Annotated in this window: 13 protein-coding genes; 7 read left to right on the forward strand and 6 right to left on the reverse strand. The window is 66.9% G+C overall.

What is annotated here, in order from left to right; all coding sequences use genetic code 11:
* Nucleotides 1-203 precede the first annotated feature (203 nt).
* From secF to queA, 5 genes are all read right to left on the reverse strand, one after another.
* Nucleotides 204-1,154, reverse strand: coding sequence for a protein translocase subunit SecF (secF, locus tag DTA15_RS19350; RefSeq protein ID WP_006482457.1), 951 nt, complete (start codon nucleotides 1,152-1,154; stop codon nucleotides 204-206).
* Between the two features lie 18 nt (nucleotides 1,155-1,172).
* The gene (gene secD / locus DTA15_RS19355; protein WP_006482461.1) at nucleotides 1,173-3,194 is read right to left on the reverse strand and encodes a protein translocase subunit SecD; all 2,022 of its coding nucleotides are present in this window, start codon (nucleotides 3,192-3,194) and stop codon (nucleotides 1,173-1,175) included.
* Nucleotides 3,195-3,300: 106 nt separating this feature from the next.
* Nucleotides 3,301-3,624 (reverse strand): preprotein translocase subunit YajC, encoded by a 324-nt coding sequence (gene yajC / locus DTA15_RS19360; protein ID WP_006476868.1) that lies wholly within the window; start codon nucleotides 3,622-3,624, stop codon nucleotides 3,301-3,303.
* 233 nt (nucleotides 3,625-3,857) lie between these two features.
* Nucleotides 3,858-5,045 (reverse strand): tRNA guanosine(34) transglycosylase Tgt, encoded by a 1,188-nt coding sequence (gene tgt / locus DTA15_RS19365; protein WP_006482458.1) that lies wholly within the window; start codon nucleotides 5,043-5,045, stop codon nucleotides 3,858-3,860.
* A gap of 117 nt (nucleotides 5,046-5,162) precedes the next feature.
* Nucleotides 5,163-6,230 (reverse strand): tRNA preQ1(34) S-adenosylmethionine ribosyltransferase-isomerase QueA, encoded by a 1,068-nt coding sequence (gene queA / locus DTA15_RS19370; protein ID WP_006482460.1) that lies wholly within the window; start codon nucleotides 6,228-6,230, stop codon nucleotides 5,163-5,165.
* 167 nt (nucleotides 6,231-6,397) lie between these two features.
* On the opposite strand from queA, the gene recG reads away from it, so the two are divergent.
* From recG to ubiA, 7 genes are all read left to right on the forward strand, one after another.
* Entirely contained in the window at nucleotides 6,398-8,710 is a 2,313-nt protein-coding gene (recG, locus tag DTA15_RS19375; RefSeq protein ID WP_034178660.1) for an ATP-dependent DNA helicase RecG, read from the forward strand.
* 136 nt (nucleotides 8,711-8,846) lie between these two features.
* Nucleotides 8,847-9,806, forward strand: a complete 960-nt coding sequence (locus tag DTA15_RS19380) for a LysR substrate-binding domain-containing protein (RefSeq protein WP_006483664.1) — start codon at nucleotides 8,847-8,849, stop codon at nucleotides 9,804-9,806.
* A 392-nt stretch (nucleotides 9,807-10,198) separates the two neighbouring features.
* A complete protein-coding gene (locus DTA15_RS39140; RefSeq protein ID WP_006483667.1) occupies nucleotides 10,199-10,327 on the forward strand; it encodes a hypothetical protein in 129 nt (42 codons plus the stop codon).
* A gap of 101 nt (nucleotides 10,328-10,428) precedes the next feature.
* Nucleotides 10,429-12,615 (forward strand): catalase/peroxidase HPI, encoded by a 2,187-nt coding sequence (gene katG / locus DTA15_RS19385; protein WP_006483659.1) that lies wholly within the window; start codon nucleotides 10,429-10,431, stop codon nucleotides 12,613-12,615.
* Nucleotides 12,616-12,725: 110 nt separating this feature from the next.
* Nucleotides 12,726-12,896, forward strand: coding sequence for a hypothetical protein (locus DTA15_RS38620; RefSeq protein WP_006483662.1), 171 nt, complete (start codon nucleotides 12,726-12,728; stop codon nucleotides 12,894-12,896).
* A gap of 138 nt (nucleotides 12,897-13,034) precedes the next feature.
* Nucleotides 13,035-13,523 carry a non-specific DNA-binding protein DpsA gene (gene dpsA, locus DTA15_RS19390; RefSeq protein ID WP_006483665.1) on the forward strand — a complete coding sequence of 163 codons (489 nt, stop codon included), beginning with the start codon at nucleotides 13,035-13,037 and terminating at the stop codon, nucleotides 13,521-13,523.
* Nucleotides 13,524-13,729: 206 nt separating this feature from the next.
* Entirely contained in the window at nucleotides 13,730-14,593 is an 864-nt protein-coding gene (gene ubiA / locus DTA15_RS19395; protein ID WP_006483666.1) for a 4-hydroxybenzoate octaprenyltransferase, read from the forward strand.
* Between the two features lie 140 nt (nucleotides 14,594-14,733).
* Here the strand turns inward: ubiA and DTA15_RS19400 are convergent, their stop codons facing one another.
* A complete protein-coding gene (locus DTA15_RS19400; RefSeq protein ID WP_006482547.1) occupies nucleotides 14,734-16,305 on the reverse strand; it encodes an IS66-like element ISBcen14 family transposase in 1,572 nt (523 codons plus the stop codon).
* Nucleotides 16,306-16,311: the final 6 nt, after the last annotated feature.

The raw sequence follows: 16,311 nt of genomic DNA on the forward strand, positions 1-16,311 counted from the left end.
GACCGCACGTTCGGACGGGTGAAGAGGGGGGCTTGCCCGGTCCACGCGCGCGGCCGGCAGGCGGCGGGGCAGGGCGGTGACGATTGTAGCCGACACCCGTGACGATGCCGGCCGGGCCGTTGGCATGCCGCATCGTGGCGGCCCGCGCATAAAAAACCGGCCCAGAGGGCCGGCTTTGCTTCGATGCCGAAACGGCGTGGCGCTCAAACCTGCGCGCCGGCGTTCGGATCGTCCGGATCGTGCGCGGTCTTCTTTTCCTTGATCAGGTCTTCGCGCTTGATGCCGAGCCACATCGCGAGCGAGCCCGCGACGAACACCGACGAGTAGATGCCGAACATGATGCCGACCGTCAGCGCGAGCGCGAAGTAGTGCAGCGTCGGGCCGCCGAAGAAGAACATCGACAGCACCATCATTTCCGTCGACGTGTGCGTGATGATCGTGCGCGACATCGTGGTCGTGATCGCGTGGTTGATCACTTCCTGCACGCTCATCTTGCGTTCGCGGCGGAACGTTTCGCGGATCCGGTCGAAGATGACGACCGACTCGTTGACCGAGTAGCCGAGCACCGCGAGGATCGCCGCGAGCACCGCCAGCGAGAACTCCCACTGGAAGAACGCGAAGAAGCCGAGAATGATCACGACGTCGTGCAGGTTGGCGATGATGCCCGCCACCGCGTACTTCCATTCGAAGCGGAACGACAGGTAGATCACGATGCCGATCACGACGCACGCGAGCGCGAGCAGACCGTCGGTCGCGAGCTCGCGGCCGACCTGCGGGCCGACGAACTCGACGCGCTGCAGCGTGACGTCCGGGCTCTGCGCCTTCAGCGCGCCCATCACCTGGTCGCTCTGCTGCGCGGACGTGAGGCCTTCCTTCAGCTGCAGGCGGATCAGCACGTTGCGCGACGTGCCGAAGTTCTGCACCTGCGCGTCGGCATAGCCGAGCTTGCCGAGCGTCGCGCGCACGGGTTCGAGCTCCGCGGCCTGCTGGTACTGCACCTCGATCACCGTGCCGCCGGTGAATTCGACGGACAGGTGCAGCCCGCGGTGGAACAGGAAGAACACGGCGGCGAGGAACGTGACCAGCGAGATCACGTTGAACACCAGCGCGTGCCGCATGAACGGAATGTCTTTACGGATGCGGAAAAATTCCATGGCTTCGTCTCCGGGGCCTTATTGGGTCGAGCCCGGTTTCTTCGGCGACACGCCTTGCTGCGCGCGGTTGCGCAGCTGCGGCTTGCCGGCGCGCGGCGCGTTGCCCTTCGCCGGGGCGGCGAGCTTCGCGGCGCGCGCGGTGTCGGTCGATTCGTCCGCATCGGTGAACGACGCGGCGGCAGCGGCGCCTTCCGGCTTCCACACCTGGCCGATCGCGAGCGACTTCAGCTTCTTGCGGCCGCCGTACCAGAGGTTGACGATCCCGCGCGAGAAGAACACCGCGGAGAACATCGACGTCAGGATACCGAGGCAGTGCACGATCGCGAACGCGCGAACCGGGCCCGAGCCGAACGCGAGCAGCGCGAGGCCGGCGATCAGCGTCGTGACGTTCGAGTCGAGAATCGTCGCCCACGCGTGTGCGTAGCCGGCCTGGATCGCGAGCTGCGGCGGCTGGCCGGCGCGCAGTTCTTCACGCACGCGCTCGTTGATCAGCACGTTCGAGTCGATCGCCATACCGAGCGCGAGCGCGATGGCCGCGATACCCGGCAGCGTCAGCGTCGCCTGCATCAGCGACAGCACGGCGACGAGCAGCAGCAGGTTCACCGACAGGCCGATCACCGACACCACGCCGAACAGCATGTAGTACGCGATCATGAACACGGCGATCGCACAGAAGCCCCAGATCACCGAGTGCACGCCCATCTTGATGTTGTCGGCGCCGAGGCTCGGGCCGATCGTGCGTTCCTCGATGATGTCCATCGGTGCGGCGAGCGAACCGGCGCGCAGCAGCAGCGCGAGGTCGGCCGCGGCCTGCGGCGTCGGCTGGCCCGTGATCTGGAAGCGGTCGCCGAGTTCGGACTGGATCGTCGCGACCGTCAGCACTTCGCCCTTGCCCTTCTCGAACAGCACCATCGCCATCGGCTTGCCGATGTTGTCGCGCGACACCGTGCGCACCGCGCGGCCGCCCGCCGAATCGAGGCGGATGTTGACCGACGGACGCTGGTGTTCGTCGAAACCGGCCGATGCGTCGATGATGCGGTCGCCGGTGAAGATCACGTCCTTCTTCAGCAGCACGGGCGCCTGGATGCCCTGCGTGAACAGCTCCTCGCCCGGCGGCACGGGGTCGTTCGGGTTCGGGTGCGTGTTGATCGGGTCGGCGAGGCGCGCCTCGAGCGTCGCGGTGCGGCCGATGATGTCCTTCGCCTTCGCGGTGTCCTGCACGCCCGGCAGTTCGACGACGATGCGGTCGCTGCCTTGCTGCTGCAGGATCGGCTCGGACACGCCGAGTTCGTTCACGCGGTTGTGGAGCGTCGTCAGGTTCTGCTTGAGCGCGGCGTCCTCGACGGCCTTCTGCACGGCCGGCGTAAACGTGCCAACCACCTGCGTGCCGCCGCCGCCGGGCTGGGTCGCCCATTGCAGCTCGGTGATCGACGCGGCGAGCACCTTGCGGGCGTCTTCCGCCGTCTGCGCATCGCTGAAGTTGACGACCACGGACTGCTCGACGCGGCTCACGCCGCCGTCGCGGATGTTCTTGTCGCGCAGCAGCGAGCGCGCGTCGGAGGCGTCGGAGTCGAGCTTCTTGGTGAGCGCGCCCGTCATGTCGACCTGGAGCAGGAAGTGCACACCGCCGCGCAGGTCGAGGCCGAGATACATCGGCAGCGCGTGCAGGGCGGTCAGCCAGCGCGGCGACGCGCTCTGCAGGTTCAGTGCGACGACGTACTGCGGATCGTTCGGGTCGGCGTTCAGCGACTTCTGCAGCAGGTCCTTGACGCGCAGCTGCGTATCGGTGTCCTTCAGGCGCACGCGGATGTTCGCGTTGGTCGCCGTGTTCTCGAAGGTGACGTCGTCCGGCTTGATCTGCGCGGATGCGAGCGCCGATTCGACCTGGGTCAGCGTGGTCGAGTCGAGCTTGACCGTGGCCTTGCCGCTCGACACCTGCACCGCCGGCGCTTCGCCGAAGAAGTTGGGCAATGTGTACAGAAGGCCGATGGCGAGCGCCACGACCATCACGACATATTTCCAGAGTGGATAACGATTCATGAGGGGGCCGAACGGGTGGTTGGCGTGAAAGCGTCGCGTCCGGCGCCGCGGCGGCCCGCTCTCTCAGGCGGGCACGGCGCGGGGAGCCGGACGCTCGGTGAAAGCCTTACAGCGACTTGATCGTGCCCTTCGGCAGAATGGTCGTGACGGCAGCCTTCTGCACGGTGATTTCGGTGCCTTCGGCGATTTCGACGCCGATGTAGCCTTCGGTGACCTTCGTCACCTTGCCGACGAGGCCGCCGCTCGTGACGACTTCGTCGCCCTTCGCCATGGCCGCGAGCATGTTGCGGTGTTCCTTCTGACGCTTCATCTGCGGACGGATCATGATGAAGTACAGCACCGCGAACATCAGGATGAGCGGCAGGAAGCTCATCAGGCTCGATTCGGCGCCACCGGCACCTTGCGCGAAGGCATTGGAAATGAACGGCACGTTGGTCTCTCCGTAGGGGAAGATCGAAAAATAAGCCGGTTATTCTACCACCGGCCCCATGCGCAGACGGATCGGCAAATGCGCTTTCGGATCAAGCTGTTAAAGCGCGAACCGACACCGTTGCGACTTGTTTGGAAAGGTAATTGTAATGTTTGGCGGTCGCGACCGGTGATTTGATCAGGCCAATTAGTACACGTCCTATGTGACTGGCCGCGATGCGGGCCGCCGGCCCGTCAGTCGACCCCTCTCGCGCGATCCTCCGCGAAGCGTTGCCGGAATGCGTCGAACGTGTGCGTCTCGATTGCCTCGCGAATCTCGCTCATCAGCTGCAGGTAGTAGTGCAGGTTGTGGATCGTGTTCAGCTGCGCGCCGAGGATTTCGCCGACCCGGTGCAGGTGATGCAGGTAGCCGCGCGAGAAGTTCTGGCACGTGTAGCAGGTGCAGGTCGAATCGAGCGGCTTCAGCGAGTTCTTGTGCGTCGCGTTGCGGATCTTCACGTCGCCGAAGCGCGTGAACAGCCAGCCGTTGCGCGCGTTGCGGGTCGGCATCACGCAGTCGAACATGTCGACGCCGTTCGCGACGCCTTCGACCAGGTCCTCCGGCGTGCCGACGCCCATCAGGTAGTGCGGCTTGTTGGCCGGCAGCTTCGGGCCCACGTGGCGCAGCACGCGCATCATGTCTTCCTTCGGCTCGCCGACCGACAGCCCGCCGATCGCGAGGCCGTGGAAACCGAGTTCCGCGAGGCCCGCGAGCGATTCGTCGCGCAGGTCCTCGAACATCCCGCCCTGGACGATCCCGAACAGCGCGTTCGGGTTGTCGAGCCGGTTGAATTCGTCGAGCGAGCGTTTCGCCCAGCGCAGCGACATGCGCATCGAGTCGGCCGCTTCCTGGTGCGTCGTCGGCACGCCGTTGGTCGCGTACGGCGTGCATTCGTCGAACTGCATCACCACGTCGGAGTTCAGCACCTTCTGGATCTGCATCGACACTTCCGGCGACAGGAACAGCTTGTCGCCGTTGATCGGCGACGCGAACGTGACGCCGTCCTCGGTGATCTTGCGCAGGTCGCCGAGCGAGAACACCTGGAAGCCGCCCGAGTCGGTCAGGATCGGCTTGTTCCAGCCCATGAAGCCGTGCAGGCCGCCGTGCGCGTCGATCGTGTCGAGGCCCGGGCGCAGCCACAGGTGGAACGTGTTGCCGAGGATGATCTGGGCCTTGATCTCGTGCAGCTCGCGCGGCTGGATCGCCTTCACGGTGCCGTACGTGCCGACCGGCATGAAGATCGGCGTCTCGACCGTGCCGTGGTTGAGCTTCACGCGGCCGCGGCGCGCGTGGCCGTCGGTCGTCAGCAGTTCGAATTCGAGCCCGTTGGCCGGGCGGTCCTGCACGGGGGCGTGCGTATCGTGGGATGAACCTTCGGTCATCGTGTCGTGCTCCTCGCTACCGGAAAACAGTCCGGCGCATGTTGGAAACGCCGCCGGGAAGCCCGGCGGCGGTGAAAAAACGGGTGACGCACCAGGCGGACGAGCCGCCCGCGGAGCTCACGCGCCCGGCGCCTCCGGCGTGTCGCGCCGCGTGAGCAGCATCGCGTCGCCGTAGCTGAAGAACCGATAGCGTTCTTCGATCGCGTGCCGGTACGCGGCGCGGATCGTCTCGACGCCCGCGAACGCGGACACCAGCATCAGCAGCGTCGATTTCGGCAGGTGGAAGTTCGTCACGAGCCGGTCGACCACGCGGAAACGGTAGCCGGGCGTGATGAAGATGTCGGTTTCGGCCTGCGTCGCCGCGAGCGGGCGGCCGGCTTCGTCGGCCGAGCGCGCCGCGGCTTCGAGCGCGCGCATCGACGTCGTGCCGACCGCGATCACGTTGCCGCCGCGCGCGCGGGTCGCGGCGATCTTGTCGACGAGCGACTGCGGCAGGTCGTACCACTCGCTGTGCATCTTGTGCTCGGCGATGTTGTCGACGCGCACCGGCTGGAACGTGCCGGCGCCGACGTGCAGCGTGAGCGTCGCGCGCTCGACGCCCAGCGCGTCGAGCTGCTCCAGCAGCGGCTGGTCGAAATGGAGCCCGGCCGTCGGCGCGGCGACCGCGCCCGGGTTGCTCGCATAGACGGTCTGGTAGCGCGTCTCGTCGGTCGCATCGGGATCGTGCTCGATATACGGCGGCAGCGGCAGGCGGCCGTACTGTTCGATCAGGTCGAGGCACGGCGCGGGGAAGTGCAGCGTGAAGAACGGCTCGACGCGCTCGCCGACCGTCACGTCGAACGCGTCGGCCAGACGCAGCGTCGTGCCGGCGCCCGGCGACTTGCTCGCGCGGATCTGCGCGAGCGCCGTGTGCGTGCCGGTCACGCGCTCGATCAGCACCTCGATCTTGCCGCCGCTGGCCTTCTGGCCGAAGAAACGCGCCTTCAGCACCTTGGTATCGTTGAACACGAGCAGGTCGCCGGGCGCGATGCACGACGGCAATTCGGCGAAATGGCGGTCGACGAGGCGTGCGGGCTCGACGCTGCGGTCGACCTCGAGCAGGCGGCTCGCGGTGCGATCGGGCAGCGCGGTTTGTGCAATCAGCTCGGGCGGCAGATTGAAATCGAAATCGGAAAGCGTGAACATGCGGGCTGGTTCGAAGCGGCCGGCGGGCGTCGCCGGCAGGGCGGAAACGCGTAATCGGGGCGCGCGAGCCGCTATGATGACGGGATGCGCGGCCTGGCCGGCGTCGTTCGTTCGGACGACGTGAAAGCCGCTATTGTACTTGCCTTGCGAAGCACCCAGACGATCCGATGCCTGTGTCACCACGCCGTTCTCCCGCCGCCGTTGCCGATTCCGCCGATCCGTTCGACGCGGACGATGCCGCGTCGCCCGTGCCGTCCGCATCGGGCGCCGGTACGCGTCGCGCCGGCCCGAAGCGCGGCGCCGACGGCCGGCTCGCGCAGCCCGCGGCCGCCGCGCCCGACGCCGACGGCGCCGCCGCGAGCGACGAGGCAGGCGCGGCCGGTGCGAAGCGCAAGAAGAAGCCGGCCGCCGACAAGCCGGTGAAAACCGCCGACAAGCTCGCGAAGCTCGGGCTCACGCGTTCGATCGATCTCGTGCTGCATCTGCCGATGCGCTACGAGGACGAAACCACGCTCACGCCGATCGGCGAATTGCTGCCGGGCGGCATCGCGCAGACCGAAGGCGTCGTGTTCGACAACGAGGTCGCGTACCGGCCGCGCCGCCAGCTCGTCGTGAAGATCCGGGACGACGACGGCGAGCAGCTCGTGCTGCGCTTCCTGAATTTCTACGGGTCGCAGGTCAAGCAGATGGCCGTCGGCCAGCGGCTGCGCGTGCGCGGCGACGTGCGCGGCGGCTTTTTCGGGATGGAGATGGTGCATCCGGCCGTGCGCGTCGTCGAAGCGGATGCGCCGCTGCCGCAGGTGCTCACGCCCGTCTACCCGAGCACGGCCGGCGTGTCGCAGGCGTATCTGCGCAAGGCGATCGAGAACGCGGTCGAGCGCACGCCGCTGCCCGAGCTCTTGCCGCCGGAGATCCAGCGCGATTACCTGAAGCCGCTCGACGTGCCGACGCTCGAGCAGGCGGTGCGCATCCTGCACCACCCGCGCGTCGATTCCGACGAAGCCGCGCTGATGGACGGCTCGCATCCGGCGTGGACGCGCATCAAGTTCGAGGAACTGCTCGCGCAGCAGCTGTCGCTCAAGCGTGCGCACGAGGAGCGCCGCACGCGCGCCGCGCCCGCGATGCCGCGCCGCACCGCGCGCGATGCCGACGCGCTGACCACGCGCCTTTACGCGGCGCTGCCGTTCACGCTGACGGGCGCGCAGGCGCGCGTCGTCGACGAGATCGCGCACGACCTCACGCTCGCGCACCCGATGCAGCGGCTGCTGCAGGGCGACGTCGGCAGCGGCAAGACGGTCGTCGCGGCGCTGGCCGCCACGCAGGCGATCGACGCCGGCTACCAGGCCGCGCTGATGGCGCCCACCGAAATCCTCGCGGAACAGCACGCGCGCAAGCTGCGCGCATGGCTCGAGCCGCTCGGCGTCACGGTCGCGTGGCTCGCGGGCAGCCTGAAGGCGAAGGAGAAGCGCGCGGCGATCGAGGCGGCCGCGCTCGGCACCGCGCAGCTCGTGATCGGTACGCACGCGATCATCCAGGACACGGTCGAATTCGCGCGGCTCGGCCTCGTGATCGTCGATGAGCAGCACCGCTTCGGCGTCGAGCAGCGTCTCGCGCTGCGTGCGAAGGCCGCGAACGCGGCCAACGGCGCGCGCGACTTTCAGCCGCACCAGCTGATGATGTCGGCCACGCCGATTCCGCGCACGCTCGCGATGACGTACTACGCGGATCTCGAAGTGTCGACGATCGACGAGTTGCCGCCCGGCCGCACGCCGGTGCTGACGCGCGTCGTCGGCGACGCGCGGCGCGACGAGGTGATCGCCCGCGTGCGCGAGGCCGCGCTCACCGGGCGCCAGGTGTACTGGGTGTGCCCGCTGATCGAGGAGAGCGAGACGCTGCAGTTGCAGACGGCCGTCGAAACCTACGAGACGCTGGCCGCGGCGCTGCCCGAGCTGAAGGTCGGGCTCGTGCACGGCCGGCTGTCGCCGGCCGACAAGGCGGCCGTGATGGAGGCGTTCACGCGCAACGAAGTGCAGCTGCTGGTCGCGACGACGGTGATCGAGGTGGGCGTCGACGTGCCGAACGCGTCGCTGATGGTGATCGAGCACGCGGAACGTTTCGGCCTCGCGCAGTTGCACCAGCTGCGCGGCCGGGTCGGGCGCGGCACCGCGGCGTCGGTGTGCGTACTGCTGTACAGCGGGCCGCTGTCGCTCACCGGCCGCGAGCGGCTGAAGACGATGCGCGAGACGACCGACGGCTTCGAGATCGCGCGGCGCGACCTCGAAATCCGCGGCCCGGGCGAATTCCTCGGCGCGCGCCAGTCGGGCGCGGCGATGCTGCGTTTCGCGAACCTCGAGACCGACGGCTGGCTGATCGACCCGGCCCGCGAGGCCGCGGCGCGGCTGATTGCCGCGTACCCGGAGGTCGTCACGCAGCATCTCGCGCGCTGGCTCGGCGCGCGCGAACAGTACCTGAAGGCCTGATCGAGCGGCCCGGGGCCGGATCGAAAGCCGCCGATCGACGCCAATCGACGCCTTGCGATGCAGAGAAACTTGGCGAACCGGTGCCAACAGGTGTATAAATTAAACCTATCGCCTGTATATCTCTGATTGACCCACAATGACGCTGACTGAATTGAAATACATCGTCGCGGTTGCGCGCGAGCGGCATTTCGGCCGCGCGGCCGAAGCGTGCTTCGTGAGCCAGCCGACGCTCTCGGTGGCGATCAAGAAGCTCGAAGACGAGCTCAACGTGCAGATTTTCGAGCGCGGCGCGAGCGAAGTGAGCGTGACGCCGATCGGCGACCAGATCGTCACCCAGGCGCAGCGCGTGCTGGAGCAGACCTTCGCGATCAAGGAGATCGCGAAGCAGGGCAAGGACCCGCTCGTCGGCCCGTTCCGCCTCGGCGTGATCTACACGATCGGGCCGTACCTGCTGCCGACGCTCGTCAAGCAGATGATCCAGCGTGTCCCGCAGATGCCGCTGATGCTGCAGGAGAACTACACGCTGAAGCTGCTCGAACTGCTGAAGCAGGGCGAGATCGACGCCGCGATCATGGCGCTGCCGTTCCCCGAAACCGGCCTGATGGTGCGGCCGCTGTACGACGAGCCGTTCGTCGTCGCGCTGCCGGCGGGCCACCCGTGGGAGAAGCGCGACGAGATCGACGCCGAGGACCTGAAGCAGGAAACCATGCTGCTGCTCGGCAACGGCCACTGCTTCCGCGATCACGTGCTCGGCGTGTGTCCGGAACTGATGCGCTTCTCGCAGACGGCCGACGGCATCCAGAAGACCTTCGAGGGCTCGTCGCTCGAAACCATTCGCCACATGGTCGCGAGCGGCGTCGGCATCACGGTGCTGCCGCGGATGTCGGTCGCCGAGATCGGCCCGCGCGCGAACGGTCCCGATGCCGAACTGCTGTCGTACGTGCCGTTCAACGAACCGGTGCCCGATCGGCGTGTGGTGCTCGTATGGCGCAAGAGCTTCACGCGGATGCCCGCGATCGACGCGATCAGCGACGCCATCTCTGCCTGCGAGCTGCCCGGCGTCGCGAAGCTCGACATGCCGGCCACGATGAATTGACGCCCGCGCATGCGGGTGTGGCGGCATGATGAACGGGGCCTTGCGGCCCCGTTTATTTTTCCCTATCGCATAGATGAAATTTATCAAATTCAAATAATTGATAGATGAAGATAGAATCCTCTACATGGATCGGCGTCGTAGCCGACGTGCGGGATGCACGTTGAATGCAAACGTCAAAGGAGGATGTTATGATGCGGTCGGTATTGCAGCACGCGCAACGGAACATCCCGTCGCGCGACATGGTCGTACATCGCGCCAGGGCGGCGGTTCGCGGCCTGCGTCCGATTGCGTTCGCGTACCTGGCGGACCGTGTGTATGGCGGATGAGTGCCGCCGCGCACCGGTTCTGTGTTCCCCCGATTCACCCGCCGTCAAGCCATGAGGGAGCATTGCATGTCCGATACACGAAAAACCACCCGCCGCGCCGGCATGACGACTGCCGGCCGCCGCGTCCCCGAGCGCCCCGCCTGCGGCGCGTTGCAGCGGGAACGCGTGCCGAAGGCCGCGCACGACATCCCGTAGTACGACAGGAGAAGCCGCCTGTTCCGTTTCTTACCCCCCGCAATGCTCCACGAACCGCGCCCGGCACGTGGGGGCCTACGAGCAAGTAAAGGAGAAAAAGCATGTCGAACGAAACCAAGTGCCCGTTCAACCACACCGCAGGCAGCGGCACGACGAACAAGGACTGGTGGCCGAATCAGCTGAACCTCAACGTCCTGCATCGGCATTCGGCGCTGTCCGATCCGATGGACCCGGATTTCGACTACGCCGAGGCGTTCAAGAAGCTGGATCTCGCCGCGGTGAAGCAGGACCTGCACGCGCTGATGACGACGTCGCAGGACTGGTGGCCGGCCGACTTCGGCCACTACGGCGGTCTGTTCGTGCGCATGGCGTGGCATAGCGCGGGCACGTACCGCACGGCCGACGGCCGCGGCGGCGCGGGCGGCGGGCAGCAGCGCTTCGCGCCGCTCAACAGCTGGCCGGACAACGTGAGCCTCGACAAGGCGCGCCGCCTGCTGTGGCCGATCAAGCAGAAGTACGGCCGCAACATCTCGTGGGCCGACCTGCTGATCCTGACCGGCAACGTCGCGCTCGAATCGATGGGCTTCAAGACGTTCGGCTATGCCGGCGGCCGCGTCGACACGTGGGAACCGGACGACGTCTACTGGGGCTCGGAAAAGATCTGGCTGGAACTGAGCGGCGGCCCGAACAGCCGCTACACGGGCAAGCGCGAGCTCGAAAGCCCGCTCGCCGCGGTGCAGATGGGCCTGATCTACGTGAACCCGGAAGGTCCGGACGGCAACCCCGACCCGGTCGCCGCCGCGCACGACATCCGCGAGACGTTCGCGCGGATGGCGATGAACGACGAGGAAACGGTCGCGCTGATCGCGGGCGGTCACACGTTCGGCAAGACGCACGGCGCCGGCCCGGCCTCGAACGTCGGCCCCGAGCCGGAAGCCGCGGGCCTCGAGGAGCAGGGGCTCGGCTGGAAGAGCACCTTCGGCACCGGCAAGGGCAAGGACACGATCACGAGCGGCCTCGAAGTCACGTGGACCTCGACGCCGACGAAGTGGAGCAACGACTTCTTCAAGCACCTGTTCAGCTACGAGTGGGAGCTCACGAAGAGCCCGGCCGGCGCGCACCAGTGGGTCGCGAAGGATGCGGACGAGGTGATTCCCGATGCGTACGACGCGTCGAAGAAGCATCGCCCGACGATGCTGACGACCGACCTGTCGCTGCGTTTCGACCCGGCCTACGAAAAGATCTCGCGCCGCTTCTACGAGAACCCGGCCGAATTCGCCGACGCATTCGCACGTGCGTGGTTCAAGCTGACGCACCGTGACATGGGTCCGCGCTCGCGCTACCTCGGCCCGGAAGTGCCGGCGGAACACCTGCTGTGGCAGGACCCGATCCCGGCCGTCGATCATCCGCTGATCGACGACGCCGACGTCGCCGCGCTGAAGGCGAAGGTGCTGGCCACGGGCCTGTCGGTGTCGCAGCTCGTGTCGACCGCCTGGGCGTCCGCGGCGACGTTCCGCGGGTCGGACAAGCGCGGTGGCGCGAACGGCGCGCGCATCCGCCTCGCGCCGCAGAAGGACTGGGAAGTGAACCAGCCGGCGGCGCTCGCGGCGGTACTCGAAGCGCTCGAAGGCGTGCAGAAGGCGTTCAACGATGCGCAGACGGGCGGCAAGAAGGTGTCGCTGGCCGACCTGATCGTGCTGGCCGGTGCGGCCGGCGTCGAGCAGGCGGCGAAGAACGCGGGCATCGCGATCACGGTGCCGTTCGCGCCGGGCCGGATGGATGCGTCGCAGGAAGAAACCGACGTCGACGCGATGGCCGTGCTCGAGCCGCTCGCCGACGGGTTCCGCAACTACCTGAAGCACCCGTACAAGACGCCGGCCGAGGCGCTGCTGGTCGACAAGGCGCAACTGCTGACGTTGACGGCGCCGGAGATGACCGTGCTGGTCGGCGGCTTGCGCGTGCTCGGCGCGAACGTCGGCGACTCGAAGCACGGCGTGTTCACCGATCGTCCGGGCACGCTGTCGAACGACTTCTTCGCGAACCTGCTCGACATGCGCACGGAATGGAAGCCGGTGTCGGCCGCGAACGACGTGTTCGAAGGGCGCGATCGCGCGACGGGCGCGGTCAAGTGGACGGGCACGCGCGTCGACCTGATCTTCGGCTCGCACTCGCAACTGCGCGCGCTGGCCGAGGTGTACGGCAGCGCGGATGCGCAGGAGAAGTTCGTGCGCGACTTCGTCGCCGCCTGGAACAAGGTGATGAACCTCGACCGCTTCGACCTCGCATGAACCTGGCCGTGATGCGGTGATGCAGTAAAGCAGTGATGCAGTAACCTGAAACGGCCGGTCGAACGACCGGCCGTTTCTTCTCGGAACGATGTCTTGTCGAAGGAGTGACCATGACGCAAATGATGCTCAACATGCGTGCCGCCGCGTCGCCCATTCTGCGCTCGCCGGTCGAACTGGCGCGCTACGCCGTCGGCTTCGCGATCGTCGTCGGCGGGGCGGTGGAGCTGGTCTCGCAGGCGCTGCACGCGCTCGCGCCGGTCGTGTCGGCCGCAGGCGGCTGACGACAACGATGGCAGCGAGGGCAGCGACGATTTCGCGACGCTAGACTGGCGAGTCGCGAACGGATGCCGCGCGACGCGGCATGCGGATTGCTCGACGCATTTTCGCCGGTTCAACATTTCGAATGAGGAGTCCCGAAGATGGCCAAGAAAGGCAACGCCACGCAGATCAACATCGGTATCAGCGACAAGGACCGCAAGAACATCGCGGACGGCCTGTCGCGCCTGCTCGCCGATACGTTTTCGCTGTACCTGAAGACCCACAATTTCCACTGGAACGTGACCGGACCGATGTTCAACACGCTGCACCTGATGTTCGAGGAGCAGTACAACGAACTGTGGCTCGCGGTCGATTCCGTCGCGGAACGCATTCGCACGCTGGGCGTCGTCGCGCCCGGCACGTTCGGCGAGTTCGCGAAACTGTCGTCGGTGCCGGAAGCGAAGGGCGTGCCGGCCGCCGAGGAAATGATCCGTCAGCTCGTCGAAGGGCACGAGGCGGTCGTGCGCACCGCGCGTGAAATCTTCCCCATCGCCGATGCGGCGAGCGACGAGCCGACCGCGGACCTGCTGACCCAGCGCCTGCAGACGCATGAAAAGACCGCATGGATGCTGCGGTCGCTGCTCGCGTAAGCCGCACGCGGCCGGGGACGGCAGCCGGCCTGCTTCGGAGCGGCTTTGCATCTGTCCCCGGATTGATGCGCGCCGCTGCGTGGCCGCGCGTAGCGGGTCGCGGCGGCCCGCCGGCCCGCTGCGGTCACCGGCGGCGCGTCGTGCCGACATGACGCGAAGCACCGCTCGGCTCTAAAATGCCGGGATTCTCTTCCCGGTGTTTCGCCATGCTTGCCCGCTTTCCCCTGTATCTGCGGCTCGTCCGGATGGACAAGCCGATCGGCAGCCTGCTGCTGCTGTGGCCGACGCTCAACGCGCTGTGGATCGCGTCGGACGGCCACCCGCGCTGGCCGCTGCTCGTGATCTTCACGCTCGGCACGCTGCTGATGCGCTCGGCCGGCTGCGCGATGAACGACTACGCCGACCGCGATTTCGACCGTCACGTGAAGCGCACGGCCGACCGGCCGCTGACGTCCGGCAAGATCCACGCATGGGAAGCCGTCGCGATCGCGGTCGGGCTGTCGTTCATCGCGTTTTTGCTGATCCTGCCGCTCAATACGCTGACGAAACAATTGTCGGTCGTCGCGCTGTTCGTCGCCGGCTCCTATCCGTTCATGAAGCGCTTCTTCGCGATTCCGCAGGCGTATCTCGGCATCGCGTTCGGCTTCGGCATCCCGATGGCGTTCGCGGCCGTACAGGATACGGTGCCGATGCTGGCGTGGGTGATGCTGGTCGCGAACATCTTCTGGTCGGTCGCGTACGACACCGAATATGCGATGGTCGATCGCGACGACGACATCAAGATCGGCATCCGCACGTCCGCGCTGACGTTCGGCCGTTTCGACGTCGCGGCCGTGATTGCGTGCTACGCGATGACGCTCGGCATCTACGTGTGGATCGGCGTGACGCTCGGCTTCGGTCCCGCGTACTGGGTGGGCTGGGCGGCGGCGCTCGGCTGCGCGTTGTATCACTACACGCTGATCAAGGACCGCGAACGGATGCCGTGCTTCGCGGCGTTCCGCCACAACAACTGGCTGGGCGGCGTGCTGTTCGCGGGCATCGCCGCGCATTACCTGCTGGCGGGCAACTGAACGACACACCGCGCGCTCTTTCTCGCGGCGCCAACGAAAAAGCGACCTGACGGTCGCTTTTTTTACATCCGGCGCCGGCATGACCGTAAGCGCCCGAGCAGTACCGTAGTGCAGGTTGTTGACCGCGGAGCTCCGCGACGCTATCGGATGGGCTCGACGCGAGCAGTAGGCGGCAGCGATGGTGCGACGTTCCACGGGAGCAGTTCGTCGACCCGGTTGGCCGGATGGTCGGCGATGCGCTCGAGCACGTAGGCGAGATACGCCTCGGGATCGAGGCCGTTCAGACGTGCCGTGCCGATCAGGCTGTACATCGCGGCGGCACGTTCGCCGCCAGAGTCGGCGCCGGCGAACAGATAGTTCCGCCGTCCGAGAGCGACGCCTCGCAATGCTCGCTCGGCGATCAGGTTGTCGATCTCCGTACACCCATCGCTGCAGTAGTAGACGAGCGCCGGCCAGCGATTCAGCGCGTACCGAATCGCCTTGGTCGTGTCAGATTTTGCAGAGAGCGTGGCAAGCGTCGCTTCGAACCAGCGCTTCATGTCGTCGAGTAGCGGCACCGCCCGCGCTTGGCGCACACTGCGCCGTTCGTCGGGCGGCTTGCCGCGGATCTGCTCTTCGATCTTGTAGAGCGCACCGATCCGCCGCAGCGCCTCCTCCGTCACGGCGTTGGGGCGCACCGCATGCAGGTCGTGGATCTTCCGGCGCGCGTGAGCCATACATGCGGCTTCCTGGACGCGGCCGTCGAGATACAGCTCGGCATAGCCAGCGAACGCGTCAGCCTGCAGCACGCCGGCGAAGTCAGCGAGATGTCGCTGCGGATGCTCACCACGGCGATCAGGCGTGTAGGCGAACCAGGCCGCCGGCGGTTCGTCGGAGCCACTCTGCCGATCATCGCGCACGTAGACCCAGAGGCGTCCTGTCTTCGTACGACCGTTGCCCGGCACCAGCACCGGTAGCGGAGTGTCGTCCGCATGCACCTTACCGCAGGCCAACGTGTAGCGGCGCACGGCGTCGACCAACGGTGCGAGCAGCGCCGTGATGCTACCCATCCAGTAGCCCATCGCGCCGGGATCGATCTCGACGCCGTCACGCGCGTACATCACCGCCTGGCGGTGCAGCGGGAGGTGGTATGCGAACTTCGACACGGCGATGTGGGCGAGCAGCGCCGGACCCGGGATGCCCCGATCGATTGGGCGGCTCGGCGCCGCGGCCTGCACGATGCGGTCACAGCGCGCGCAGGCCAGCTTCGGGCGGCGATGACGGATCACACGGAAGTGCGCACGCACGTATTCGAGTTGCTCCGCGATGTCTTCGCCCAACGGCTTGAGCTGCCCACCGCAATCGGGGCAGTCATCATCGGCGGGCAGATGGACGCGCTCTTCGCGTTCAAGATGTCCGGGTAGCGGCTTGCGGCTCGCACCTTCGCGGCGCGGCCGCTTTGCCTCGGGAGCGGCAGACGCATCGGCGGCGCCTTCGTCAGCCTGCAGATCCTCCAGCCGCAATTCGAGCTGTTCGATCTGGAGATCTAGTTTCTCCGATTTCCGGCCGAACTGCATTCGGCGCAGTTTCGCGATCGTGAGCTTCAGATGCTCGATTTCGAGAGCCCGCGACGAGAGCTGCTTTCGCAGCTCAGCTACCTGAGCATCACGCTCAAGCAGCAACGCTCTCAGAGCGTTGATGTCGTCGGGCAGCGCGGTCGAGGTTGATTCCATGAGGAC

The sequence above is a fragment of the Burkholderia cenocepacia genome, assembly GCF_900446215.1.
In the GTDB taxonomy this organism is placed as follows: Bacteria; Pseudomonadota; Gammaproteobacteria; order Burkholderiales; family Burkholderiaceae; genus Burkholderia; species Burkholderia cenocepacia.